Here is a 26,784-nt window from a genome sequence, read left to right as displayed (position 1 = left end):
CCCGGACCGGCCCCGCCGCGAGGCGCCCGCAGGGCCGCGTGTCCGCACCGGCAAGCCGGTGCGCCGCAGGGCCGAGGGCCAGTGGGCGCTGGGTTACCGCGAGCCGCTGAACCCGAACGAGCAGTCCAAGAAGGACGACAACCCGCTCAACGTTCGCGCCCGGATCGAGAACATTTACGCCAAGACCGGATTCGACGGCATCGACAAGGGCGACCTGCGTGGCCGGTTCCGCTGGTGGGGCCTGTACACCCAGCGCGAGCAGGGCTACGACGGCAGCTGGACCGGCGACGAAAACATCGACGTCCTGGAAGCCAAGTACTTCATGATGCGCATCCGCTGCGACGCGGGCGCGCTGAACGTCGCGCAACTGCGCACGCTGGGTCAGATCTCCACCGAGTTCGCCCGCGACACCGCCGACCTCTCCGACCGCGAGAACGTGCAGTACCACTGGATCGAGGTGGAGAACGTTCCCGAGATCTGGAAGCGGATCGAGGCGGTCGGCCTGAAGACCACCGAGGCGTGCGGCGACTGCCCGCGCGTGGTGCTCGGTTCGCCCCTGGCGGGCGAGTCTCTGAACGAGATCATCGACCCGACGCCCGCGATCGACGAGATCGTGCGCCGCTACATCGGCAAGAAGGAGTACTCCAACCTGCCGCGCAAGTTCAAGACGGCGATCTCCGGTCAGCAGGACGTGGTGCACGAGATCAACGACGTCGCGTTCGTCGGCGTGGTGCATCCCGAGCACGGGCCTGGTCTGGACCTGTGGGTCGGCGGTGGCCTGTCCACCAATCCGATGCTGGCGCAGCGGGTGGGCGCCTGGGTGCCGCTGGACGAGGTGCCCGACGTGTGGGAAGGCGTGGTCTCGCTGTTCCGCGACTACGGCTACCGCCGCCTGCGCACCAAGGCCAGGCTGAAGTTCCTGATCAAGGATTGGGGCATCGAGAAGTTCCGTCAGGTGCTCGAAGACGAGTACCTGAAGCGCAAGCTGATCGACGGCCCCGCGCCGGAGCAGCCGACCGAGCCGATCGATCACGTCGGCGTGCAGCGGCTGCGCAACGGGCTCAACGCCGTCGGCTTCTCCCCCATCGCGGGCCGGGTGTCGGGCACCATCCTGACCGAGGTCGCCGACGCGGTGGAGCGGATCGGCTCCGACCGGATCCGGTTCACCCCGTACCAGAAACTGATCGTGCTCGATGTTGCCGACGACAAGGTCGACGCGCTGATCGACGAGCTGGAACCGCTCGGCCTGCAAGCCCGCCCCTCGCTGTGGCGGCGCAACCTGATGGCCTGCACCGGCATCGAGTTCTGCAAACTGTCCTTCGCGGAGACGCGCAAGCGTTCCCAGGCGCTGGTGCCGGAGCTGGAGGAGCGGCTGGCGGATCTCAACGCGCAGCTGGACGTTCCGATCACCATCAACATCAACGGCTGCCCGAATTCCTGCGCCCGCTCGCAGATCGCCGACATCGGCTTCAAAGGCCAGCTGGTCGACGACGGCAACGGGAATCAAGTGGAGGGTTTCCAGGTTCACCTCGGTGGCAGCCTCGGTTTCGACAGCGCCTTCGGACGCAAGCTGCGTCAGCACAAGGTGACCACCGGCGAGCTCGGCGACTTCGTCGAGCGGGTGGTGCGCAATTTCGTCAAGCAGCGCGAGGACGGCGAACGATTCGCGCAGTGGGCGGTACGCGCCGACGAGGCCGACCTGAGATAAGTGTCGACGGGAGATCAACTGTGACAACCGAACTCGCGGAAAAGCTGTCCGAGGACGAGCTCCGCGCCATCGCCGCGCGCGGTGCGGCCGAACTCGACGGCGCCTCGGCCACCGAACTGCTGCAGTGGACCGAGGACACCTTCGGCTCGAACTACATCGTCGCCTCCAACATGCAGGACGCGGTGCTGGTGCACTTGGCCTCTCAGGTGCGCTCCGGCGTGGACGTCTTGTTCCTGGACACCGGCTACCACTTCGCCGAGACCATCGGCACCCGCGACGCGGTGGAAGCGGTGTACGGCGTGAACGTGATCAACGCCCGGCCGGAACACACTGTGGCCGAACAGGATCAGCTGCTCGGCAAGGATCTGTTCGCCCGCGAGCCGAACGAGTGCTGCCGGTTGCGCAAGGTCGTCCCGCTGCAGAAGTCGCTCGCCGGATACAACGCCTGGGTCACCGGCATTCGCCGGGTGGAGGCGCCGACGCGGGCGAACGCGCCGCTCATCTCGTTCGACGAGGCGTTCGGACTGGTGAAGATCAACCCGATCGCGCCGTGGTCCGACGACGAGATGCAGGACTACATCGCCGCCCACGGCATCCTCGTCAATCCCCTGGTGGAGGAGGGGTATCCATCCATCGGCTGCGCTCCGTGCACACGGAAGCCGGAGCCGGGAGCCGATCCGCGAAGCGGCCGTTGGGCCGGCCTCGCCAAAACCGAATGCGGGTTGCATCAATCATGACCGAAACGATTCGTAGCGAACGTTCGCTCGGCATCAGCGATTTCGACACACTCGCCGCGCTGGAGTCCGAGTCGATCCACATCTTCCGCGAGGTGGCGGGCGAATTCGAGCGGCCGGTGATCCTGTTCTCCGGCGGCAAGGACTCCACGGTGCTGCTGCACCTGGCGCTCAAGGCGTTCTGGCCCGCGCCGCTGCCGTTCGCGCTGCTGCACGTCGACACCGGGCACAACCTGCCCGAGGTGCTGGAGTTCCGGGACAAGGTGGTCGAACGCTACGGCCTGCGCCTGCACGTGGCCAAGGTGGAGGACTACCTGGCCGACGGCCGCCTCACCGAGCGGCCCGACGGAATCCGCAACCCGCTGCAGACCATCCCCCTGCTGGATGGGATCAGCGAGAACCGGTTCGACGCCGTGTTCGGCGGCGGCCGCCGCGACGAGGAGCGCTCGCGCGCCAAAGAGCGGATCTTCTCGCTGCGCAACGCGTTCGGGCAGTGGGATCCGAAGCGTCAGCGTCCCGAGCTGTGGAACCTGTACAACGGGCGCCATGCGCCGGGCGAGCACGTGCGCGTGTTCCCGCTGAGCAATTGGACCGAGCTGGACATCTGGCGCTACATCGCCCGCGAGGACATCGACCTGGCGAGCATATACTACGCGCACGAGCGTCCGGTGTACCTGCGCGACGGCATGTGGATGACACCCGGCGTGTGGGGCGGCCCGCGTGAGGGCGAGGTGCTGGAGACCCGCTCGGTGCGCTACCGCACCGTCGGCGACGGATCCTCCACCGGCGCCATCCTTTCCGACGCGGCCGACAACGAGGCGATCCTCGCCGAGGTGGCCGCGTCCCGACTGACCGAACGCGGTGCGACCCGCGGCGACGACCGGGTGTCCGAAGCCGCGATGGAAGACCGCAAGCGAGAGGGCTACTTCTGATGCGGCGTCTCTCGACTCCCCGACCGAACGCGGCGCGCTGTGCCCACTGCGACGACCGGGTGTCCGAAGCCGCGATGGAAGACCGCAAGCGAGAGGGCTACTTCTGATGCGGCGTCTCTCGACTCCCCGACCGAACGCGGCGCGCTGTGCCCACTGCGACGACCGGGTGTCCGAAGCCGCCATGGAAGACCGCAAACGAGAGGGTTATTTCTGATATGTCCGACCTATTGAGGCTGGCCACCGCCGGTTCTGTCGACGACGGCAAGTCCACTCTGGTCGGACGCCTGCTCTACGACACGAAGTCCGTCCTGGCCGACCAGATCGACGCCGTCACCCGCGCGTCGGTGGACAAAGGTCTCGCCACACCGGATCTCTCGCTGCTCGTGGACGGGTTGCGCGCGGAACGCGAACAGGGCATCACCATCGATGTCGCCTACCGCTACTTCGCCACGCCGCGCCGCTCTTTCGTGCTCGCGGACACCCCCGGGCACGTGCAGTACACCCGCAACACCGTCTCCGGCGCGTCCACCGCGCAGCTGGTGATCCTGCTCGTCGACGCGCGCAAGGGCGTCATCGAGCAGACCCGCAGGCATGCCGCGGTGCTCGCGCTGCTCGGCGTACCGAAGCTGGTGCTCGCGGTGAACAAGATCGACCTGGTCGACGACGCCGCCGCCGTCTTCACGGCCATCTCCGCGGAGTTCACCGAGCTCACCCGCACACTGGGCTGGTCGAGCGAGGACGTGCTGGAGATCCCGGTCTCCGCGCTGCACGGCGACAACATCGCCACCCGGTCGGACAACACCCCGTACTACAACGGTCCCTCGCTGATCGAGCACCTGGAGTCGGTGCCGGTCGACGCCGACAGCACCGGCAGTCACGCGCTGGGCCTGCGTTTCCCGGTGCAGTACGTGATCCGGCCGCGCACCGCCGAATACCCGGACTACCGCGGCTACGCGGGACAGATCGCGGCCGGTTCGGTCGCGCCGGGCGACGAGGTGGTGGTGCTGCCCTCCGGTATCCGCACCACCGTGGAGCGGATCGACACCCCCGACGGCGAGCTCGCGGTGGCGCAGACCGGCCGCAGCGTCACGCTGATCCTGGCCGACGAGGTCGACATCTCGCGCGGCGACATCATCGCCTCGGCCGCCGACGCGCCGGAGCCCATCGACACGTTCGACGCCACCGTGTGCTGGCTGGGCGACAAGCCGCTGCGCCCCGGCGCCCGGCTGCTGCTCAAGCACGGCACCCGGACCACCCAGGCCATCGTCGGCGCACTGCTGGAGCGGTTCGACGAGCAGCGCCTCGGAGCCGATCCGAACCCGGAGTCGCTGGAGCTCAACGACATCGGACGAATTTCCGTGCGCGTCGCCGATCCGATCGCGGCCGACGACTACCGGGTGAACCGGCACACCGGCAGCTTCCTGCTGATCGACCCGGCGGGCGGTAACACGCTGGCCGCCGGTCTGGTCGGCGATGTGCTGACCGCGGTCGAGGTCGGCACCGGAGTCTGACATGACGGTAGCGCGAGCCCCGTTCGGCGCCCGGCCGGTCGCGAGCACCGCGGCGGGCCGAACGGGCCGCGCCACATCCCGGTTCGGCTACCCACAGCTCGGTCGGGTCACCGCGGGGAGGCCGCCCGCGCTGATCGCGGTGGCGCACGGAAGTCGCGATCCGCGATCAGCGGCGACCGTTTCCGCGGTCGTCGCGGCCGTCGCGGCCGTGCGGCCCGACATCGACGTGCGCACGGCCTTTCTCGACCTTACCGCGCCTTCGGTCGAACAAGTCGTGGATTCCGTTGCTGCCCAAGGCCATACACACGCCGCCGTCACGCCACTGCTGCTCGGCAGCGCCTTCCACGCCAGGGTCGATCTGCCCGGCCTGCTCGCAACGGCCCGTGCGCGCCATCCCCAACTGCGGTTGACTCAAGCCGATGTCCTGGGTGCCGACGCCTTGCTGATCGACGCTCTGCGCGATCGCGTCCTCGCGGCCCGCGACGCCGAGCAGTCGGCGGATCGGCGGATCGGCGTCGCGGTCGCGGCGGTCGGGTCGTCGTCCGCCGCCGCCAACGCGCGCACCGCCGAGGTGTCCGCACGGCTCGCCGCCCGCACCGGCTGGCTCACCGAGATCTGCTTCGCGACCACCGAACCGTCGGTGGCCGAGGCAGTGTCGCGTCTACGCGCCCGCGGCGCGGACCACGTCCTGGTCGCGCCCTGGTTCCTCGCACCCGGCCTGCTGACCGATCGCCTGGTCGGCGCGGCGCCGCACGTCATCCACGCCGACGTGCTCGGCGCGCATCCGGCCCTCACGGACGTCATCCTGGATCGCTACCAGGCGGCCGTCACCGAAACTCCCGCGCTCTCGGCCTGACCCGGCGAGATCGACGCGCCGATCTTCCCACCGAGAGGTAGCCGTCACGCCCGCGTTCGGTACCGTCGGCGTAGCTCAGCCCGGCGCAGGCTGGCCTACTGGGGGCGGCTAGCCGAGCTGGATGCCGACAGCACCGCCAGCGCACAGGACGTGATGCAGTCGGCGGTGCGCACCGATCTCAGCACCCCGCCGACCCGCTCCGCGCTGGTGCGCACCACTCGATGCCGCGAATGCATCGGCGCGATGCGGCAGCGTACCGAGGGGTCTCCTTTACCTCGCCCTCGCGCGGGCGACCGCACACGCCCGGCGTCATCCACATGCCGTCGCGCAGGTTCACCGGACGCTGGTGGGCGCAGTAGATGCCCGTGCCGGATCGATATCCGCACCGCCGCGCCGACGACTGTTTCGCACGGGACGTGCCGGATACCAGACTGGATCGCCTCCTACGACCATGCACAACCCCGCCGAGAGTCCAGCCGCGCGCTGCTTGCTCAGCTGGTGCACCGGTGCGGATCGAATCCGGCCGGGGGCCAGCGCCGGAGTGGCGGTATCCGGCCACAGGCCGCTACCGACTTGCCGGTTTGCGTAACTTTAGCCGCGTTGGGGGTGAATTCCGCCGTTGAATAGCGGTGCGCCCGTGGACTTGTCGGGATTCTTCCGATAGTTCGCGGGTGATGCCAGCGCCGCGCGCGATGTGAATGGCGGCACATTATAGTTGTCTCTACGGACGATGTTTGCCAGCAGTGGGAATGCGGTATGCATCGGGCCGGGGGCGACGGCGACACGTGCCGGATCCGCGAAATCGCTTGTTCGACTGCGTGATTCGTCGTGTGCCGACAGCGAAAACGCTCTAGTCAGCAGTAGCGCACGAACGCAGGATCGAGGGGCGATGCCCAGGGATGAGTGGGGTCTGAGTGGGTTGCACGCGGTTACCGGCTGGCTGATCGAGCAGCTATTGGAGCGGCCGGAGGGGAAGAGCCGCAAACTACCGGTGGTGGTGGCGCTCGGCCCGCGTGGTACCGGCAAGACAGAGCTGTTGCGCACGTTGAAGTCTCGATGCGAGCTGGTCCCGCATGCCTATCTGGACTTCGAGAGCGGGGAGCGAGAGCCGCGGGAGGCGCTCGGAAAGCTGGCCTTCGAACTGAGTAAACATTGGGGCCAGTTCGGCAGGCTGGCTTTTCCGCAGCTGTCGTTGTGCCTGCTCGTGGTCGGCAGCACACTGCACACGCATGCCCACGATCGCCGGGAGGCGCTGCGTCAGCTGCGCCGGATCCTGGTGGAGTCCCACCCGATCGAGCGCAATCGCGCGAGCATCGTCGAGTTGGTGGGCTTGACCGGGACGGCGGGTGGCCTGCCTCCTTGGACAGCTCCGGCCGTCGATGTGCTGCTGCGGGGCCTGAGCCGGTTGGTCCGCAGGCGGTTACTGCGTGGCGTGCCGCGTCCGCGCGACTCGCGGGCCGACCCAGAGGACGCACTCATCGACCTGGCCATGTGGGCACACGACGACGGTGCGGACGCCAATGGCAATGCCGATCTCCGTGCCGAGGCCGACGCGCTGTTCTGCGAGGCATTCCTCGGTGACCTCCGGCGAGCCTACACCGGCTTCGCGGGATCGAAGCGGACGCTGAATTGCGTTGTGCTGCTGGACAATGTGCATACTCCGGCGGGGCGGAAATTTCTACTGGCTTTGCAGGAGGCGCGGCGCAGGGCGGGCACGGAGTTCGATCCGATGGTGGTGGTCGCGGCCAGCCGGACGTGGATCCCGTACTGGAGCGACAGTTGGCACCGTCCCGGTGGGTATCGGTTCGATCGCGAGGACGAGCGTCCGCCGGAGCACCGGACCGGCACGCTGAGCTGGCCCGCGCCACGCAGGCCGTCGGACATCCAGACCGATTGGCCGCGGGATGCCGCGGCGGAGTGCCCGTGGAGTCCGTGGTATCTGATTGATTTGAGCAGGCTCACGGTGCAGGACATCGTGCAGCTGGCGGCGGATCGCCGCCTCTACGATCCCCCGCGAGTCGCCGATTTCGTGCGTGGGTTGACGGCGGGGCACCCAGGTGGCAGTTCCGCGGTTCTTGCCGTGTTGGCCCGGGCCGACTATCGAGCGCGGTTGGCCGCGGCCCGCCAAGTCTTGGACCAGACGCGCCCGTGGCAACCCGACGTCGAGACCGAAAATGGTTGCCGCCCGACAGTGCACGAAGGCATGCGCGAGGAATTTCTGCGGGACTTCGCGGCGTTGCCGGACCGGCGCGATCTGGTCACCGCCTCCGCCGCTCGGAACGTCGAGATGCTGTATCGACCCGAAGTGCTCGACTCGGAGGTGCCCAACGGGGAGGGTCTGCTGGAGTCGCTGCGTAACCACTTGTGGATCCGGGAGCGTCACGGCGTGCCGCCGGAGCTGCAGATCCATCCTTGGCTGCGCCGGATTCTCTTGCGGGAGTTGGCCGCTCGTGATGATGCCGATCCGCGGAACTGGACACGGACGCACGTGCTGTGCCGGACGGTCTACCGCCGCGGCGGGCAGGAGGTCGCCGCGTGCTATCACGAACTGGCGCTGGGACAGCTCACCGCCGTTGTCAACTACCTTGGGCGGCCGTTCGCGGGCGACGACGACGAGATCGATGTGCCCGGGGCACGGGTGTGGCTGTCGGAGCTGGATCTGATCGCGTCGGCACCGAATCGCCTGGACGTCGAGCGGGCGCCGATCGACCACGTTCGGGACCTCGTGCGCGGCAATGGATTCGGCAGGGATGACGCGCTGGCCTGGCTGGTCGCGGGTCTATGGGTGCGCAGTGATCCGCTCGGCGATCCGGAGCAGACGTTGAACGAGACGATCGCGGGCCAGTTCCGTGAGCTGGCCCGTGGCCGCGGACCCGGCTCTGTCCTGTTGTTCGAACGCGCGGCGAAGTACTCGCGGGGAGGTTTTGATGACTGATCGGATCGTGCCGCCCGCGCCGCTCTGGCGGCGGTGGGCGTGGATCTCCGGGGTGGTCTTGGTGGTCGTCGTCGCTCTGGTCGGGGCGCTGGTCGGCGTGCCCGCCGTGGTGGAGTGGACCAAGCGCTGCGGAGACGGTGTCGCGCGAGTGGGCCCCTACGACGAGTGCGTCGGGGTGACCGACGGCAGCGTGGTGTTCGCACCGGAGCTGGCCGATATCGAGGAGCGAATCCGCAAGGAGAACAGCGATGTCGTCTCGAGGAGTGTGAATTATGTGAGTGTCGTCCTACTGCTGCCGATCACGTGGCAAAGGGACGATGTGGTGACCAGGGAGTGGGTCCGCCACCACTTGGAAGGCGCGCACTTGGCGCAGCTCGCGGCCAATCACACCACACTCATGGGAGGAGACACACCGTTGATCCGGCTGCTGCTGGCGAATGCCGGGAGTGGTTTGGGGCAGTGGAGTTCGGCGCTCGACGAGCTCGAGCGGCGTCGCGCCAGCGAACGCATCGTGGCCGTGACCGGTATCGGTCTCAGTGTCGACAACGCGGTGCACGCAATGCATCGGCTGGCGGATTCCGGGATGCCGATGATCGGGTCCACCATCACCGCGGACACCTTGACGGGCATCAGAGGGTTTCTGCGAGTGTCGCCGACCAATGCCGCGCTGGCGCGGGCGGCTGCCAACTATGTTGAGTCGCATGCGAAGAGCGCCGTGCTGGTGCGTGACCTGAATCCGCACGATCACTATACGGCCACGCTCGGTGACCAATTCGCGAAGTACTTCCAAGGCAGCACGCCACGGTTCACCGGCCGCACGGAACTATACGATTCGGTGAATCCCGGCGTTGACAACACCTTTCACCTCATGATGCCCAACATCTGTGCTGCCGGACCGGACGTAGTGTTCTTCGCCGGGCGGGCGCTGCATGCGACCACATTCATTCAGGCGTTGGCGGGGCGAAACTGCCAAGACAAGAAGATCAAGGTGCTCACCGGCGACGACATGGCGTTCTATTCGATCCCCGACGTCGCGCTGCGCACGGCGCTGGATTCCCAGGTTTCCGTGGTCTATACCGAGCTGGCCCACCCGGACGCGTGGAATGGGAATCACCCGGACGTATTCAATCGCGATTCGATCCGCCAGTTCAGCGACGACTGCCAAGGTCCGGCGTGCTACCGGACGCTGTCGGCGGACCGGCTGGACGACGCCGTCGCGATCGTCGCATACGACGCGGTACTGACGGCGGTGCGGGCCATTCGCCTCGGGAGCGGCGGTGGCGGCAACACGCTGGGACCGGAGCATGTGTTGCAGGCAATGCTCCGGCTGAACGGCGAGACCGCTGTACCGGGCGCCAGCGGCAAGATGTCGTTCGACGATGGCGGAAATCCGATCAACAAGCCAGTCGCGATGTTGGAGGTCCTTCCCGGCCACCCACCGAAATTCGACAGGGTGTCATGGCCCGACCGCTGAGTTCGGTGAACGAACTTCCCCGGAGCCGTCTGCGCCGCGCGGTTGCCAAGCGGCATTTACGATGTGGGGCAACCGAAATCGACGGGGAGGCCGGCGTGCGTGGCGAGTGGGATCTACTGGTGCGGATTGTGCCTGAGGACGGCGACGAGCTGGTTTCGGCGTTCTCGTTGCGGCGCGAACTACTTGACCTCGACATCGACGCCGCCGAGCTAGTAGACGGCGGCGAGGTTCCCGATGGCGCGAAGTCCGCCTCGGGGTTGATCGCGACGTTGGGAGTGAAACTCGGTCCGGCGGCCCTGAAGGCGGTGTTCGCCAAGATCCGCGATTGGCTGAGCCGCACCGAACGCAGCGTCGAGTTGACGATCGACGGCGACACCATCAAGCTGACCGGCGCGACCGCCGCACAGCAGGAGCAACTGCTCGCCGTGTGGTTGGCGCGTCATGGTTCCACAACCTGATCATCGGGTCGGCGCCCGCGCCGCGCTGCTGGTGGCGACGAGCACCTACAGCGATCCTGGCTTGAACGCGCTGCGGGCTCCCGCGCAGGATGTGGCGGCCTTGCGCAAGGTTCTGGCCGACCCGGAGATCGGCGGCTTCACCGTGACCGACGTCCTCGATCAGCCCGAGTACGCCATCCGCCGAACAATTGACAAGTTCCTGAGCGGCCGCCGCGTCGAGGATGTCGTGGTGGTGTACCTGTCGTGTCATGGTGTGCTCGACCGCCGGGGGAACCTGTATTTCGCGGCCACCGACACGGATAAGCAACAGCTCAGTTCGACTGCACTCGAATCGAGTTGGCTGCTCAACCGATTGGACGAATGCCGCGCCCGAAGCCAGGTCGTCATCCTGGACTGCTGCTTTTCCGGCGCATTCGACCGGACGAAGACAGGCGGTGACATCGACCTCGAACGCCGGTTAGTCGGCAACTCCCGCGGACGGGCCGTCCTGACCGCCTCACGTGCGGAGGAGTACTCCTACGAAGGCGTCCCTCTGTCCGACGACACTCCGGATGCGGAGACGGGATCGGCCTTTACAACCGGGCTGATCAAAGGCATGGCAGACGGTAGCGCCGATCGCGACGGCGACGGCTACATCAGTGTCGAAGAGGCACACGCCTACGCCGCAGACTACGTTCGCGCCCGCGGCGGCCATCAGAGCCCGCAGTTGTGGCTCTACGGCGCCGAAGGGTCGATCATCCTTGCTCGCAATCCTCGCGACTCCACGCAACTCGGATGGCAGTTTCCCGCAGCACTGCGCGACGGACTCGCTAGCCCGTATCCGACCATTCGCGCCGCGGCGGTCAGAACTCTCGGTGATTTCCTGACCGACCCGGATGCCTGGCCAGAGGCCGAGACCGTCCTGAAAAGCATTGCGGCACACGATGTGCCAGAAGTCGCCAAGGTTGCGCGCGCGGTCTTACGGACGCGCGAGGAGAGGCTCGTGACTGATCGGACCGTGCCGCCTGCGCCGCCGTGGCGTCGGTGGGCGTTGATCTCCGGGGCGGCCTCGGCGGTTGTCGTCGGTCTGGTGGCGGCTCTGGTCGTTGTGCCCGCCGTGGTGGATTGGACCAAGCGCTGCGGTGACGGTGTCGCGCGGGTAGGTCCGTACCAGGAGTGCGTCGGGGTGACCGATGGCAGCGTGGTGTTCGCGCCGGAGCTGGCCGATATCGAGGAGCGGATCCGCAAGGAGAACAGCGAGGTCGCCTCGTCAGGTGCGGACCATGTGAGCGTCGTCGTGTTGCTGCCGATGACGGTGCGCGCCGACGATGTGGTGTCTGTGCAGTGGGTCCGCCACCACTTGGAGGGCACGCACCTGGCCCAACGCACAGCCAATGACACCAAACGCTGGGGACGCACACCGTTGATCCGGCTGCTGCTCGCGAACGCAGGCAGCGGGCTGGGACAGTGGCGTTCGGCACTCGACGAGCTCGAGCGCCTTCGCGCTGGCGAACGCATCGTGGCCGTAACCGGTATCGGTCTCAGTGTCGACAACGCGGTGCACGCGATGCAGCGGCTGGCGGAGTCGCGGATGCCGATGATCGGGTCCACGGTGACCGCGGATAATCTCTCGGAGATCGACGGCTTCCTGCGGGTGTCGCCCACCAATGCCGCGCTGGCACAGGCAGCCGCCAACCATGCTGCTGGTTGGGGCGCAAAGCGCGCCGTGCTGGTACGTAACTGGGATCCGGACGATCGCTATTCGGCAACGCTCGGTGACGAATTCACGAATTACTTCCGACGCGGCCGGTTCACCGGTTCCACGGAGCTATACGATTCGCGTAGTCCACGCGTGGACAACACCTTCAACCACATGATGCCCAACATCTGTGCCGCAAAGCCCGACGTGGTGTTCTTCGCCGGGCGGGCGCGGCACGCGACGACGTTCATTCAGGCGTTGGCGCAGCGAAAATGCACAGAGGTCGAGATCAAGGTGCTCACCGGTGACGACATGACGTTCTCTCCGATTCCCGTCTCGGTGGGGACAGCGTTGTCTACCCGCGTTTCCGTGATCTATACCGAGCTGGCGCACCCGAAGGCGTGGGAAGGTGATTCCAGGGACATATTCGACACCCATTCGATCGAACAGTTCAGCGACGAGTGCCGAGAGAACCAAGACAAGGTGTGCTATCGAGACTTGTCGGCGGACGGCGGGCTGGACGACGCCGTCGCGATCATCGCCTACGACGCGGTGCTGACGGCGGTGCAGATCATTCGCCTCGCGGCTGGCGATGGAGGCACCCAGGTGGACACGGGCCATGTCTTGCAGACAATGCCCCGGCTGAGCAACCCGATAGTGGTGTCAGGCGCCAGCGGCAAGCTGTCGTTCGACGAGGCCGGAAACCCGGTCGGCAAGCCGGTCGCGATGTTGGAGGTTCTTCCCGGTCAGCCACCGAAATTCAACGGGCTGGCCTGGCCCGACCGCTGAGATCGGCCGGGCTGCTGGCGAGCCTGCCGTTCCTCTATGCGGTGCGCGCGCCGGGAAACGCGTGCATCCGTGGCCTGAGCAGGCAGTCGCACGGTTACCTCGTTGCCTCGCACCGGTCCCGTTCGGCGAGCCCGGTCGCGGTGCATTCCGACTCGAAGGCGTGCGGCCACGGTGATGCGGTCCGGGCCGTTCGGTATGGCGGGTTTCGGGCCCGACCTGGCGTTCGCCATCGCCGCCTGGTGCGGTCAACTGACCCACGGGCACCCGACGGGTTACCTGGCCGCCGGTGCATTCGCGGCGCTGATCGACCGTGTACTGCAAGGGGCCGAGGTGCGGATCGCGGTGCGCGACACCATTGATCAGCTGGCCCCGCTTCCCGGTGGTGACGAAACGGTCGCCGCATTGACCCGCGCTGTCGCGATCGCCGATGCGGCTCCGGCGACCCCGGAGCGGGTCGAGCAGGTGGGTGCGGGCTGGGTGGCGGAGGAGTGTCTCGCGGTTGCCGTGTACTGCGCGTTGCACGCGGCCCGCACCGGTGACGTTCGCGAGGCGCTGCTGCTCTCGGTGAGCCATTCCGGCGATTCCGATTCCACCGGTGCGGTGACCGGCAACCTGGTCGGCGTCGTGCACGGACTGTCCGCGCTGCCGATCGACTGGGTGGCCGCGGTGGAGGGCCCGCGACGAGCTGGTGCAGGTCGCCGACGATCTCGTGGTGAACTTCGGCTATCGCGACAGGTCCGCGCTGGCGAGCCGGTATCCTGTGGACACCGCTGACTGATGTGACGGCACAATGGGCCTCGCCGAGCGCGCCAACTCGCAAACCTGGATGGAGCAGGTCGACCGCACGCTGCGCGATGTTTGGTGCCAGCGCGAGGTGGCGGCCAGCGTGGGCCCGGATCGCCTCGACTCCGGATTACGTGGTCAACGGCTCGCCGACCGACTAGCGGGTCGGCCGAGCAGGTCGTCCACAACGGTGCGGGCGGTGGCGACACCCCGCTCGTCACCCATCTGCCGCGCGGTGTGCGCCGCGGCGATCACCGCGTCCAGTTCGAACGCGATGGCGTCGGCGGTGCGCGAACCGAGCTGGCCCTGTTCCTGCGCGCGGCGAATCTCCTTGACCAGCAACGCCAGCCAGTCCCGGCGGTCCTCGGCGATAGCGTCGCGGACCGGGCCGGGCCTGCTGTCGAACTCGGCGAGGGTCGCGACGCGGAAGCATCCGCCGGGGAACGCCGGGTCGGCCACTTGGCCGAACCAGCGCTCGACCAGGGCGCGTAGGCGCGGCAGTCCACCGGGCTCGCTCATGCTGGGTGTGATCACCTCGTCGATGAACACCTGTCGCGCGGACTGAACCGCCGCGAGTTGCAGGCTCTCCTTACTGCCGAAGAGTGTCGCGATGCCGCTCTTACTGACGCCGAGGTCGCCGGCCAGCCGCCCGATGCTGATCCCGGTCAGGCCTTCGACGGAGGCCACGTCGGCGGCCCGCCGGGCGATCGCTGCCCGGGATCGCGCGCCCTTGGCCAAGCGCTGATCGGTGACGGACTCGGTCATGGCCCCATTCTTCCACGCAGCGGTTGCATATACGAACGTACGGTCGTACTTTAATTGTACGAACGATCGTGCGTTTTGTTCCCGATTCCCGAAGGACTCCCATGACCGACGCGTCCGCGCGGGCCGAAAGCCCGCCGACCGCCACCGCGGCTACCCGCACACTGCTGATCGCCTGCGGCGCGGCATTCATCGCCTTCCTCGACCTCTCGGTCGTCAACATCGCCTTTCCCTCGATCGCCCGCGACTACCCCGGCACGGCGGCCACCACGCTGACCTGGGTGGTCAGCGGATACGCGGTCGCCTTCGCCGCATTGCTCACCCCGGCGGGCCGGTTCGCCGACGCGCTCGGGCGGCGCAGGCTCTTCCTCGGCGCCCTGGCCGGTTTCGCTCTGACCTCCCTGCTGTGCGGGCTCGCCCCCACCGCGGGCTGGCTCATCGCGGGCCGGGTGCTGCAAGGCGCCACCGCGGCGCTGATGGTGCCGTCCGCTCTCGGACTGGTGCTCGCCGCCACCCCACGCGAGAAGATCGGCGCGGCGATCGGAGCTTGGTCGGCCGCCGGCGGGTTCGCCGCGGTGGTCGGCCCCGCGCTCGGCGGGGCGCTGGTCGAAGGGTTCAGCTGGCGAGCGGTTTTCGTGATCAACGTGCCGGTGGCCGCCGCGCTCATCGCGGCGGCGGCCCGCGTTCCGTCCGCCGATGTCCGGTCGCCAGGCAGTGCGCTACCGGATCCGCTCGGCACGCTCGCGGTCGCGTTCGGTCTCGGCGGTGTGGTCGCGGGCGTCACCGAAGGGCAACGGTGGGGCTGGACCTCGGCGGGAACGCTCACCGCGCTGATCGGCGGCGGGGTGCTGGTCGTGGCCGCGCTCGCGCGCTCGGCGCGCCACCGCGATCCGGCGATCGCCGTGGAACTCTGGCGCAATAGGTCGTACGCGCTCGCCAACGCGACCTCGTTCGTCTTCGGCGCCGCGATGTTCGCCTGGCTGCTGGCGGGACCGCTGTTCCTGGAGGCGATCTGGGGCTATTCGGTGCTCGGCTCCGCGGGCGCGATGACCATCGGCGCGGTGGCTTCGATGGTGACCGCGACCGTCGCGGGACGGGTCGGTTCTCCCGCGGTCAGGCGGTGGCTCGGGGTGCTCGGCGCGTTGATGTTCGTCGCCTGCACGATCTGGATGAGCACGGACGCCTTCGGTTCGACTCCGGCGCTGTGGTCGGCGTGGATTCCCGCGGGCGTGCTGGGCGGCGGCGGCATCGGGTTCCTCGTCACCATCCTGGGCACCGCGGCCGCGAGTTCGCTGCCGCCGCAGCAATTCGCCGCGGGCACCGGCATGAATCTGACGGCGCGGCAGGTGGGCGGTGCGCTCGGCGTCGCCGTGCTGGCCGCGGTATTCGCGGCGCGTCCCGGCGATCCGCTCGGCGCGTTCCACACCCTGTTCGCCGTCTGCGCGGGCATCGCCGCCGTCGCCGCCTGCCTGGCGGCCCTGCCCACTCGCACCCATCTCACCACGGAAAGCTAGGACTCCCCGTGAGCGACAACAACATTCGCACCGAATCCAACGACCCGCTGCTGCTGCCCCTGGAAGAACAACGCCGCCTGCTCGTCGAGGCGCCATGGCGGCGATACGCGGTGCTCGGCGACTCCATCGCCCAGGGCGTCGGCGACCCGAGCCCGGGATACCAGCCCGTGGGTTGGGCCGACCGCGTCGCCGCAGTGCTCAACGCCGTGCGCCCCGGTCTCGCGTACCTGAACACCGGCCGGATCGGCGCCACCTCCGCCCAGGTACTCGCCGAACAATTGCCATCGGTGCTCGAATTCCGGCCCGATCTGGTGCATCTCAGCTGCGGCGGCAACGACTTCTTCCTGCCGCGCGGCGACATCGCCGAGCTACGCGAGAACCTGGACACCCTATTCGGAACACTGGCCCGCACGGGGGCGCAGGTGGTCACCTTCACCCTGGCCGATGTGTGGGAAGTCGAGCGCATGGCGCCGATGCGCCCGATGCGCGACCGGATGGCCGCGCTCAACGACCTCGTTCGCGAGCTGGCCGCCCGCTACGACGCGCTTCTGCTCGAGCTCTGGGACCACCCGCTGCGCCTGCGCCCCGACCTGATGAGCGCCGACCTCATCCACTTCAGCATGAGCGGTCACGCGGTGCTCGCCTCGGACATGGTGCGGACGTTAGCCGACCACATTCCTGCCCCTCGCTGATCCCCGATCGGGACGTGGCGAAGCGAAACACGCGAAAAGCTCAGTCGGACAACCTGAATACGCGGCGCGGGTCCGGAGCAGAAGCACCCCGGACCCGACCGGATCAGCTACGGAATCAGAAGCATTCCAAAGAATTCGGAGACCATACGGACAACTTGATCGATGAAGCGAGGAATCATCACGTTACCTCCTGTCGTCCAGTGAAGTTACCAACCAGTCCGTACTGAATCTGGTATCCAGCAACGAATTACAAGGAATTCGTTGCAGACCATGCAAGGGATGGAACCCGCTGGTGTTCGCACAGCACCGACTCCGGATTCCTGCCGAGGTATTCGGGCTCGGTGATGTCAGGGTGCCGGGAAAGTGGCGCGCCCACCCAGGTCGGGCAGCACCCGGCACCGAGGCTTCGGGAGCCGACCCGACGCCGGGGCCTGCGGATACCTTGCCCTGGATGAACCTCTGCGAAGCGGCACATCGCGTGTCACCGGTAGCGGTCGAGTAGTTCGGCGCCGAGGCGGGCCAGTTCGGCGCGCACCTCCGGTGGGCCGAGAACTTCGATCGACGCACCCCAACCAGCCAGTTGCTGGGCGAGCATCCAAGCCGTCGGGGCGGTGATGCTGACCCGGACGCGACCGTCGTCGGCCGGGCCGTCCACGACGCAGTTCCTGCCCTGCTGGTCACGCAGGATCGGCAGCAGGCGCTCGGGGACGAGGACGGTCGCGGCGAGGGTCGCGCGCCGCTGCTCCATCTCCTCGACTACCTCCGCCCAGGCGGTGGAGAGATCGAAATCGTCCGGGCGATCGGCGATTTCCTCGGTTGGGATCGCCTCGGTGATGCGATCGACACGGAAGGTTCGCTGTCCGCGCTCGGTCCCCGCGATCAGATACCAGACGGCATCCTTGTCGACCAGACCCCATGGGTCGACGAGGCGTTCGGAGCGCTCGCCCGTCCGGTTCGCATAGCGCAGCCGAACCTTGTTGCGCTGCACGACGGCTCGCTGCAACAGCGACACCACCGGCGGCAATTCACGGTCGGTGGCGCCCCAGCGGGCGGGGTCGATCACAACGGCGTCGGCCGCTGCCTCGGCGTCGCCGCGGAAGGTGTGCGGAAGTGCCCGCACCAGCTTGCGCAACGCGGATCTCGCTTCCGGAACCGCACCCGCGGACGGACCGGCCAGCAGGAACAACGCCCGTGCCTCCCCCGCGGTCAGCCCGCTCAGGTCGGTCCGTGCGCCGCCGACCAGCGACCACCCGCCGCCGCGTCCCGGCTGCGGATACACCGGCACCCCGGCCGCCGACAGCGCCTCGAGATCTCGCCGCGCCGTGGCGACCGAGGTCTCCAGCTCCGCGGCGACCTGCGCGGCCGTCACCCGCCCACGGGTCTGCATCATCAGCAGGATCGCCACCAACCTGTCCGCTCGCATGTGCACAATTCTGCCGTTGAAAGTGATCATTTGGTGCGCACTTTAGATCGGATGATGGATTCACCAGCAAGAACGAACCGAAGGAGAAACCCCATGCTGCGCGGAATGGCGACGAGCACCTTCTACGCCGACGACCTCGAGGCCGCCAAGGACTGGTACAGCGAGTTCTTCGGCATCGAGCCCTACTACCACGTCCCCAACGGCTACTACGAGTTCCGCATCGGCGATTACCAGCACGAATTCGGCATCGTGAACCGCGCGTACGCCCCGGCCGGAGCGCGCAACGCCCCTGGTGGCGCCATTGTCAACTGGCATGTCGACGATTTGCAGGCGACCTTCGACCGGCTGCTGGAACTCGGCGCGACGGTCTACGACCCGATCACCCCGCGCGGCAACGGCGAGGGCTTCGTCACCGCCTCGGTGGTCGACCCGTTCGGCAACGTCCTCGGGCTGATGTCGAACCCGCACTACCTCGAAGTCCTGGCCAAGACCGGCCCGGCGTAGCGGCGAGACGGCGTGGCGTCGGCGAAGCGAGCACGCCCGACGCCACGCCGCCCACCGTCGCTTCACCATTGCGCCGCCGAACGTCAGTCGATCGAGTGAAGCGCTATCCGTCCGGTCGACGTAATCCTGTGTGCCGCAGGCCATTCCACAGGCACGCCGCAGCGGCAGCGGTATTGGCAGGTCTGGGCGAAATGACCGCACCGACGCCGGTGCTGAGCGGCCGAGCGGCGGCATTCTCGGCCGAGCTGTCAGGGACGGAACCAGCGTTCCAGGACCGTCGCGACCCCGTCTTCGAGGACGTGACCGGTGACCTCGTCGGCAAGGTCGCGGATCTCCGCGGGCGCGTTGCCCATCGCTACCGCATGTCCTGCCCAGGACAGCATCTCGCGGTCGTTGTAACCGTCGCCGATGGCAAGTGTCGCGTCGCGCGGGACGCCGAGCGCGGTGCGCAGACGTTCCAGCGCCCAGCCCTTGGACACGCCCTCCCTGGATACCGTGAGCCACGGCCCGAACTCGCCGTGCACCCAGCTCGCGCCGGGCACGCGAAGCGAGCGCAGCGCGAGCAGCATCTCCTCCAGCGAACCGTCCGGCAGCCAACCGTTCAGCCGAGGGGTCGGCTCGCTGCTCAACACGTGGTGGTCGACGAGCAGGAACTCCCCGAGCGAGTATTCGCCGGGACCGCCGCCGGTGGCCCAGGTTCCCGTACCGACCTTCTCCACCGCGAAGATCATCTCCGGGAACAGTGCGCGCAGCGCGGTGATGGCGGGCGCGGGGTCGAATGTCTGTACCGCGACCGCCTCCACCTTGGCCACGTCGATGTGCACGGCGCCGTTCGAGCACAACGCGTGCCCGTCGCGCAGGCCGAGTTCGATCAGCACGGGACGCGTGGCCAGCAGGGTTCGCCCCGTCGTCACCACGACATGCGCACCCGCCGCTACGGCCGCGCGTACCGCCGCGAGCACTCGTGCACTGATCGGTGTGCCGGTATCCAGCAGCGTCCCGTCCACATCCAATGCGATCAACTGGGGTCCCCCGGATGCCATCAACCTATTGTGCCTCCGCGATGCGATACCCGTCGGCAAACTTGTGCGCCGAGAACTGAACGCCCACCGAGTGATTCGTTCCGTTACACGTCTCCCACTGCGCTGACGCGAATGGTCGCCGGCGCCGCGACCATTCGGCTGACGCCGACATCGGAACGCGACGTTCACTCGCTGGTTCATCCGCCGCAAGACCGCAGCCGTCTTCGATAAACCACGCACCTCGACGCGGTCGACCTCGGTGGCCGCTACTAGCGACCGTTGGCTCCGCCACCGGCGCCACTCGCGCCCCCGGCTCGTCCGCCCGACGACCCGCCCGGCCGCGATCCCCCGACCGAGCCCGGCCGACTCGATGATCCGCCGGGAGACGAAGCGCCCGGGGAGTTGCCGCCTGACCCACCCCGCGACGACGCGCCGCCCGGACGCGCGCCGGATGCGGAGCCACCGGCCGAGGCCCCGGCCGACCGACTCGACGAAGAACCACCGGTCGAGCCACCCGGCGAAGAACCACCGGCCGACCTGCTCGGCGAAGAACCACCGGTCGATCCGACCGGCGAGGAACCACTGGTCGACCCACCCGACGAAGAACCACCAGGAGAGCCATCCGAAGACGGATCACCGGAGGAGCTATCCGGCGTGGAATTGCCCGTCGAGCCGCTGGTCGACGCGGTGCCGCTGGCGGAATCCGCGCCTGAAGACGTTCCGCCGGGGGAGGTTTGATCGGAACCTCCCGGCGAAGTGCCCGCGGTCGCCCCTCCTGGTGTGCTCGCTTCGGAAGAGCCGCTTTGACCGCCCGATGCCACCCCTGAACCCTCCGTGTCGGAGGGGCCGGTAGCGGGAGGATCCGTGCGGGCCCCTGACGTCGCGCCAGGGTTGGCCGAGCCAGCAGCCGCGTTGTTCCCGGGGATGGTCGAAGTATCCTGCGGCGCAGGAAGATTCACGCCAGGTACCGGGATGGGCGTGCCGGGCTGTGTCAGCGGCGTCCCGGCTCCGGGAACGGGAAGCTGCCCCGACCCGGGAGGCAGACCGGCGTCGGGAGGGTGGCCGACCACTGGCCGACTGGGCATATCGGATGAGGGAGGCCTAGCGGGATCCTTGGGCGCAGGCCGGATGACCGGGCCGAACGGCAGCGGATTCGCGAAGTAGGCAGGATCGCCATATCCGCCGCGCCACAATCCACCCGGGCTACAGCAGTTTCGCGGATCGCGGTGCGAGCCGATCCGCGACTCGGACACCGAAGGACCATAGCCCGCGCTGCGCGGCACCGGTGTAATGAATCGGGTGTAAGCGGAAGCTCGCGGGGATAGGAGCGCGGGCAGCACCTGGTTCGTATTCCATCCAGCCGGCGCGGACATTCGCGACAAAGCCTCCGCGAGATGCTCGCCGCCCATCTCGTGAAGCAGGTTGTCCGCTGGTACCCCGAGATCCGGAAGACGGTCCAGCATGGGCGACAACTCGGGAACGGTCGGTCCACCGAACACGGTCACGGCCGACATCGCGACCGCGGAAACCACTGCCGCACTGGAGAACACTGCCACTCGCGGAGCATTGCCGTGCTCGCTCGCGGCGCCGAGCGCCATGGTGCGAGCCGCCATGAGTGCGGCGCCCGCGGCGATGGTATGGCCCGGGTCGGCCGAAATCACCACCGGCCGACCGAGTTCGCCGAGCACGCGCGCCACTTCGGCCGGGCGGGACGCGCCGCCCACCAGCAGGATGCGACCGATGTCCGACATCGTGATGCCCGCGGACCGTACACAGTCACGGACCAGTTCCAGGGAGTCCTGTATGTGTGCGACACGTAGTCCGTCGATGTCCACCAGAGAGGTCATCGACAGACGCGTGGACTTGGGCGATACATCCGGAGCGTAGCGCGCGATCATCGAACCCAGCGGCCTGCCGCCGAAGTCGTAGGAGCGCACCGGCTTTTCGATCATGGGATGGTTGTCCCAGTCCGGGCCGACCCGCACGATGGTCACGTCGAGGCTCGTGCCGCCGAGGTCGTAGACCAACACGAAGCTGGTCTCCAACGGGCCGTGCTCGTGTTCCAGCCATTCCGCGGCCGCGACGGGTTCCGGCACCAGAAGAACGTCCCTCGCCCCGGATAGATCCAGTGCTTGACGCAGTAACGAGACCTGCTTGTCGGAGTACATCGCCGGGTACGTCGTCACGACTCCCGCTTCGGACGCACCGGGCTCGACCGCACGGAGTTCGTTCACCACCGCGGCGACGAGGTTGGCCGGCGACCAGATGCGCCCGCCGACGATGACCGTGTCCGGATCACGACCCAGATCGGCGAAATCGGTGACCGCCATGCTGAATTGGGGAATTCCCCCGAGGCGCAGGCCGCCCGCGCTGTCGAACGTCACCGCGGTGCGCCGCGACCGCACCGTTGGACGCGTTCGTTCCGCGGTGACCGAAGCCGTCACGGAGTTCACTGCACCGATGCTGAATCCCAGACCTGTCGTCATTCGCTATCCCGTCAACGCACCGTGACCACGTCCATCACATGGATTTCCCCTGTGGCCGCGGTCGTCTTCCAAACAGCCACCACAGGTTAGCTGTTTCACGATCGTGTGGATACGCAATTGATATGAAAAGTTTCGACGATCGCCACAATCGTCCGAATTGCCAGGTGAGCACACCAGCACTGTCGTGTTCACCCCGCTCGACATGACCGAATGCGGTTGCGTACGCGAACATTCCGCTACTTCACAGCGATCTTGATATCACCACGGCAATCCAACCGGCGGATGGTTTCCGGCGCTGAAACACACCGTACGACAGACACTTATCGGTCGGTTACCAGAAGATTGCCCTTGCTACGAACCTTCAGCGGACGCCACCAAGGACAGCTCGTTGATGTATCAACGCAACGTCCGATTCGCGCCAGCATCACCCCAGCCGCCCGGCTTGACTCGACCGCGAGCCCCATCACCGAGGTGGGATCGAGAGTGGAAAGGGTAGCGAAACCATGCCAACACGATTCGCCGAGCAGGTCGTCCTGATCACCGGCGCAAGCTCGGGCGTAGGCAAGGCCGTGGCGATGCGGGTCGCGGCCGAAGGCGCCGCGGTCGTGCTCGGCGCACGCGGCATCGACGCGGGTGAGCAGGTGGCCGCCGACATCCGCGCGGCCGGTGGGCGTGCGCTGTTCGTGCCGACCGATGTCACGGTGGAGCAGGACGTAGCCCGGCTGACCGAGGCTGCGCTGTCCGAACACGGTCGCCTGGACGCGGCATTCAACAACGCGGGCGCCGTGCAGGCGTTCGGTCCGATTGCGGAGATCGATGTGGTGGACTGGCACTCCGACCTGGAGCTCAATCTCACCAGCGTGTTCCATGGCCTGCGGCATCAGGTTCCGGCGCTTGCGGCCTCCGGCGGCGGCGCGATCCTGAACAACGCGTCGAATCTCGGCGTGGTCGGGATGGGTTCGGTGGCACCCTATGTAGCGGCCAAGCACGGCGTGGTCGGCTTGACCCGAGCGGTGGCGCTGGAGGCCGCCGACCAGGGCGTGCGGGTCAACGCGCTGGTGTCGGGGGCGGTCGACACCCCGGCGTTCCGTAATTCGATGGGCGCCACACCCGAGGGGGAGGCGGCCATCGCCGCCCTGCACCCACTGGGGCGCATCGCCACTCCGGACGAAATCGCCTCGCTCTGCGCCTACTTGCTCAGTGGCGAGTCGAGTTTCGTCACCGGCGCGGCACTGGCCATCGATGGCGGATTCACCGCACGCTGACCAACCAGGGATAGGCGTACCTCCGCCTTCGCTCCGGCCGATGTCGGACCACGCTCGACCGTACCCATTAGGTGTCCGCCTCGAGGTACCGGTGCAGGCCGGATACCTCGAGGCGGAGTTCAGGCGCGAGCCAGCAGACGACGGACGCGGGGGCGAGCGGCTCCTCCGGCGCGTACCGCGGGCTGACGCAGACGCACCAAGCGGTCGAACTCCGCGGCGGTTCCGGTGGGCTCGGGGAGCAGGCCCGCGTTGAAGTCCGCGGCCAGCTGCCGGACCGTCTCCTGGGCACAGGACTTGTTCGTGCCGATGAAACCGGTGGGTCCGCGCTTGATCCAGCCGGTGACGTAGGCGCCGCGCACCACCGGGCCACCCGCGCGCTCCAGCACGCGGCCTTCCGCGTTGGGGATCACTCCCGCGCTCTCGTCGAACGGCACGCCCGGCACCGCGACGCCGCGGTAGCCGACCGAGGTGAGCACCATTCCGGTCTGGAGCCGATCGGTCTCACCCGTCGCGACCGCGCGAATTCTTCCGTCCGGATCGGTGACGAGTTCGGTGTGGCCGATCTCGATGCCGGTCACCCGGTCGGTGCCCAGGATTTCGGTGGGTGCGACCAGGTAGCGGAACACGATCCGCTTACGCTCACCGACCGGCCTGCTGCGCACGCTGTGCAGCAGTCGCAGCTTCTGCTCGACATGGAAGGGCAGCTCCGCGCCGAGACCGGGCAGTTCGCCCTCGATCACGATGTCCACATCGCACCCGAGCAGACCGACGAATTCCGGCACGGTGAACGCGGATTCGAGCGGGCCGCGCCGACCGAGCACGACCACTTCCTCGACCTTGCTCTCCCGCAATGCTCGCAGCGCATACGGCGCGATGTCGGTATGCGCCAGCGCGTCCGGGTCACTGGTCAGAACACGGGCGACATCGAGGGCGACATTGCCGTTGCCGACGATCACCGCACGCCGACCGGACAGATCGAAGACCCGATCCACGTAATCGGGATGCCCGTTGTACCAGGCCACGAAGTCGGTGGCCGACACGTTGCCGGCCACACCCGCACCCGGGATGCCGAGCTTGCGATCCGACGACGCACCCACCGCGTAGATCACCGCGTGGAAGTGGTCGGACAGTTCGGCGGGCGAGACGTGCGCGCCGACCTCGACATTCAGGTACGACCCGAACCCCGGCTGTGCCGCGATCACGTCGAACAGCCCACCGACCTTCCTGGTCTTGTCGTGGTCCGGGGCGACGCCGTGCCGGGCCAGCCCGTAGGGCACCGGCAGCCGATCGAGCACGGTCACCGACACGTCGGGCTGGGTCAGCAGCTCATCGGCGGCATACATCGCCGACGGCCCCGACCCCACGATCGCCACCCGCAGCGGCGCACGCTCGGTGTGGATCCGCGCCGCCGGCACCGGACGGGCCAGCAGCGGTCGCGGCCGGGTCTGCCGGTAGAAATCGGCGTTGATCTCGATGAACGGCTTCTGCTCCTCGGTCAGCTTCTTCGCTGACACGATGGCGTCGACCGGGCACGCGGTGGCGCAGGCGCCGCAGTCCACGCACGCCTTCGGGTCCACGTACAGCATCTCCGCCGTCCGGAAGTCCGGTTCGTCGGGCGTGGGATGGATGCAGTTGACCGGGCAGGCGTACACGCACGACGCGTCGCTGCAGCAGGATTGGGTGACGACGTAGGGCATGCGGCTCAGGCGGCCTTGCTCACGGCGCGCAGCGGCTCCGACCGATACCGGGTGGCGTGGCCGTCGATGCCGAGCGCCTTCCAGACGGCCTTGGCGACCGGGTTCATCAGCCCGATGTCCTTGGCCAGGGTGCGCACGTCGCAGAAGTAATCGCTGAAGACCTGCTTGGCCTCCTTCGACCCGTAGAACAGCTGCTTGCGAACCTGCTTCGGGATGCCGAACTCGGCGAAGAACGCCCGCGGCGGGGTCACGATGGCGCGGCCGAGGATCCACATGACGATCGGCATGGCCAGCGACAGAATGAACTTCTGCCTCGGGTTCGCCTGCGGCACATGGTTCTTCAGGAATTCGTGCGCGAAGGAGATGTGCCTGGCCTCTTCCGCGACGTGAATGGCCATCACGCCGCGCATGATCGGATGCACCTCTTCATCCGAGCGCAGGATCTGCTTCTGAATGTGGTCGATCGGCTCTTCGCCGGCCAGCACGGCCATGAAGAACAGGTTCGGGAACCAGGCCGCCACCGGCGCGCCCAGGTACTTGAACTTGCTGACCAGCGGGCCCATGCCGGGCACGTCCAGCCCGATCCGGTTGACCATCTCCTGGAACATCAGGGTGTGGTTGTGCTCCTCGATCATCTCGTGGGAGCAGTACCGGAACTCCGGCGAACCGTTCGGCAGGCCGAAATTGTGGATGACCATGCCACTGATCAGGATCGACTCGAACTGCAGGCCGACCTTGGCGATATTCGCCTGGCGGTATTTGCCGACCGCGATCTTCTGTTCGGTCGACAGCGCCTGGTACCAGGGGTGGCGGGCCACCGGGTCGGCGGACACCGGCAGGATCCAGCGTTCTTCACCGGCGTCGGCGGCGAAATCGGGGTTGTCCCAGTCGATGTCCTCGAACGGGTCGAAGTGCTTGTCGACCGATCCCTCCGAGAGCAGCAGCAGCTTCGCGGCGTACTCCTGCGCCTTCTCCAGATCGGGATCCACTGCGGGCGTCACGGCTGCGGACATCGTCGTCACTGCCTCTCATCGATGTAACCATTTAACTGTATCCCATAGTTACACCAACGCAGAGTTACGTCAACCTAGCAGTTGCTCGGGCCGTCCGGCGATGCGCGCCCTCATCACGCGCACCGCCGGACCGCCCTGCCTATCGCGGCCGAGACCCTCGCCCGATCAACGCCGCCGCGAAAGTCTGCTTGCCCGCGCCCGACCGATCGAACGCGGAGAGAACCGAACAAGACACACCCCGAACGAGCATCGTCCGCAGCGCCGCCGGGCCGAGCGGCGGCGGAGGCAGCTCTATGAGAAGCGCAGCCGGACGACGTCCGTCCCCAGTCCGCACCGAGCCGAGCGGAGGCGAGGCAGCCGCCTAGCTCATGAGCGCCCCGTCTCCGGCTGCCAACAGCGACGTCCCCAACCCGGTGGTCCATACCCCCGCGACGACGACCGCCCTGCTCAACCGGCGCTTGGTCCGGCGGGACAGCATCAGTGCGCGGGTAGCGGCGCGACGACGGGCGCGACGACGACGGATGCGTCGCCGCTCGGCCGCCGCCTCC

Annotated in this window: 20 protein-coding genes and 1 pseudogene; 14 read left to right on the top strand and 7 right to left on the bottom strand. The window is 67.7% G+C overall.

What is annotated here, in order from left to right; translation table 11 throughout:
- The 10 genes from NA4_RS29230 to NA4_RS29185 all read left to right on the top strand — a co-directional run.
- The coding region (locus NA4_RS29230) for a nitrite/sulfite reductase (RefSeq protein WP_067477202.1) at positions 1-1,708 on the top strand (1,708 nt) is incomplete at its 5' end.
- Between the two features lie 20 nt (positions 1,709-1,728).
- The gene (locus NA4_RS29225) at positions 1,729-2,445 is read left to right on the top strand and encodes a phosphoadenylyl-sulfate reductase (protein ID WP_067477191.1); all 717 of its coding nucleotides are present in this window, start codon (positions 1,729-1,731) and stop codon (positions 2,443-2,445) included.
- Positions 2,442-3,374: a sulfate adenylyltransferase subunit CysD gene (cysD, locus tag NA4_RS29220; protein WP_067477188.1), complete on the top strand. Its 933-nt coding sequence runs from the start codon at positions 2,442-2,444 to the stop codon at positions 3,372-3,374. The genes NA4_RS29225 and cysD overlap by 4 nt, the downstream gene beginning before the upstream one ends.
- Positions 3,375-3,589: 215 nt before the next feature.
- Complete coding sequence (locus NA4_RS29215; protein ID WP_067477186.1) at positions 3,590-4,885, top strand: sulfate adenylyltransferase subunit 1; 1,296 nt, start codon at positions 3,590-3,592, stop codon at positions 4,883-4,885.
- Position 4,886: 1 nt separating this feature from the next.
- A complete protein-coding gene (locus NA4_RS29210; RefSeq protein ID WP_084497531.1) occupies positions 4,887-5,741 on the top strand; it encodes a sirohydrochlorin chelatase in 855 nt (284 codons plus the stop codon).
- A gap of 889 nt (positions 5,742-6,630) precedes the next feature.
- The gene (locus NA4_RS29205; protein ID WP_067477183.1) at positions 6,631-8,676 is read left to right on the top strand and encodes a hypothetical protein; all 2,046 of its coding nucleotides are present in this window, start codon (positions 6,631-6,633) and stop codon (positions 8,674-8,676) included.
- Positions 8,669-10,150 (top strand): ABC transporter substrate-binding protein, encoded by a 1,482-nt coding sequence (locus NA4_RS29200; RefSeq protein WP_067477181.1) that lies wholly within the window; start codon positions 8,669-8,671, stop codon positions 10,148-10,150. Before NA4_RS29205 ends, NA4_RS29200 begins: the two co-directional genes overlap by 8 nt.
- 119 nt (positions 10,151-10,269) lie before the next feature.
- Positions 10,270-10,608, top strand: coding sequence for a hypothetical protein (locus NA4_RS29195; RefSeq protein WP_157129374.1), 339 nt, complete (start codon positions 10,270-10,272; stop codon positions 10,606-10,608).
- Positions 10,592-13,075: a caspase, EACC1-associated type gene (locus tag NA4_RS29190; protein ID WP_067477175.1), complete on the top strand. Its 2,484-nt coding sequence runs from the start codon at positions 10,592-10,594 to the stop codon at positions 13,073-13,075. Before NA4_RS29195 ends, NA4_RS29190 begins: the two co-directional genes overlap by 17 nt.
- A 174-nt stretch (positions 13,076-13,249) precedes the next feature.
- Positions 13,250-13,849 (top strand): ADP-ribosylglycohydrolase family protein, encoded by a 600-nt coding sequence (locus tag NA4_RS29185; protein WP_067477172.1) that lies wholly within the window; start codon positions 13,250-13,252, stop codon positions 13,847-13,849.
- A gap of 147 nt (positions 13,850-13,996) precedes the next feature.
- Here NA4_RS29185 and NA4_RS29180 read toward each other — a convergent pair whose 3' ends face one another.
- Entirely contained in the window at positions 13,997-14,623 is a 627-nt protein-coding gene (locus NA4_RS29180) for a TetR/AcrR family transcriptional regulator (protein WP_067477169.1), read from the bottom strand.
- A 101-nt stretch (positions 14,624-14,724) separates the two neighbouring features.
- On the opposite strand from NA4_RS29180, the gene NA4_RS29175 reads away from it, so the two are divergent.
- The gene (locus tag NA4_RS29175) at positions 14,725-16,134 is read left to right on the top strand and encodes an MFS transporter (RefSeq protein WP_067477165.1); all 1,410 of its coding nucleotides are present in this window, start codon (positions 14,725-14,727) and stop codon (positions 16,132-16,134) included.
- 8 nt (positions 16,135-16,142) lie between these two features.
- Positions 16,143-16,826, top strand: a complete 684-nt coding sequence (locus NA4_RS29170; protein ID WP_067477163.1) for an SGNH/GDSL hydrolase family protein — start codon at positions 16,143-16,145, stop codon at positions 16,824-16,826.
- 481 nt (positions 16,827-17,307) lie between these two features.
- Here NA4_RS29170 and NA4_RS29165 read toward each other — a convergent pair whose 3' ends face one another.
- Positions 17,308-18,249, bottom strand: a complete 942-nt coding sequence (locus NA4_RS29165; RefSeq protein ID WP_067477194.1) for a helix-turn-helix transcriptional regulator — start codon at positions 18,247-18,249, stop codon at positions 17,308-17,310.
- A 93-nt stretch (positions 18,250-18,342) separates the two neighbouring features.
- On the opposite strand from NA4_RS29165, the gene NA4_RS29160 reads away from it, so the two are divergent.
- Positions 18,343-18,753: a VOC family protein gene (locus NA4_RS29160; protein WP_067477160.1), complete on the top strand. Its 411-nt coding sequence runs from the start codon at positions 18,343-18,345 to the stop codon at positions 18,751-18,753.
- 248 nt (positions 18,754-19,001) lie between these two features.
- Here the strand turns inward: NA4_RS29160 and NA4_RS29155 are convergent, their stop codons facing one another.
- Both NA4_RS29155 and NA4_RS43350 read right to left on the bottom strand, forming a co-directional pair.
- Positions 19,002-19,796, bottom strand: a complete 795-nt coding sequence (locus tag NA4_RS29155; protein ID WP_084497529.1) for an HAD family hydrolase — start codon at positions 19,794-19,796, stop codon at positions 19,002-19,004.
- 248 nt (positions 19,797-20,044) lie between these two features.
- Positions 20,045-22,228: an Hsp70 family protein gene (locus NA4_RS43350; RefSeq protein WP_169811141.1), complete on the bottom strand. Its 2,184-nt coding sequence runs from the start codon at positions 22,226-22,228 to the stop codon at positions 20,045-20,047.
- 536 nt (positions 22,229-22,764) lie between these two features.
- Between NA4_RS43350 and NA4_RS29145 the strand changes: the two genes are divergently transcribed.
- Entirely contained in the window at positions 22,765-23,526 is a 762-nt protein-coding gene (locus NA4_RS29145; protein ID WP_067477151.1) for an SDR family NAD(P)-dependent oxidoreductase, read from the top strand.
- Positions 23,527-23,645: 119 nt separating this feature from the next.
- Here the strand turns inward: NA4_RS29145 and NA4_RS29140 are convergent, their stop codons facing one another.
- The 3 genes and pseudogenes from NA4_RS29140 to NA4_RS42250 all read right to left on the bottom strand — a co-directional run.
- Positions 23,646-25,223 (bottom strand): FAD-dependent oxidoreductase, encoded by a 1,578-nt coding sequence (locus NA4_RS29140; protein ID WP_067477149.1) that lies wholly within the window; start codon positions 25,221-25,223, stop codon positions 23,646-23,648.
- A gap of 5 nt (positions 25,224-25,228) precedes the next feature.
- A complete protein-coding gene (locus NA4_RS29135) occupies positions 25,229-26,236 on the bottom strand; it encodes an AurF N-oxygenase family protein (protein WP_067477144.1) in 1,008 nt (335 codons plus the stop codon).
- A 361-nt stretch (positions 26,237-26,597) separates the two neighbouring features.
- A pseudogene (locus NA4_RS42250) lies at positions 26,598-26,784 on the bottom strand (Hsp70 family protein); the annotation flags it as partial.

Origin of the sequence: Nocardia amamiensis NBRC 102102 (assembly GCF_001612745.1) — a bacterium.
Lineage (GTDB): Bacteria > Actinomycetota > Actinomycetes > Mycobacteriales > Mycobacteriaceae > Nocardia > Nocardia amamiensis.
The sequence above is the reverse complement of the archived record's forward strand: the minus strand, read 5'-3'. Positions and strand labels throughout refer to the sequence as shown.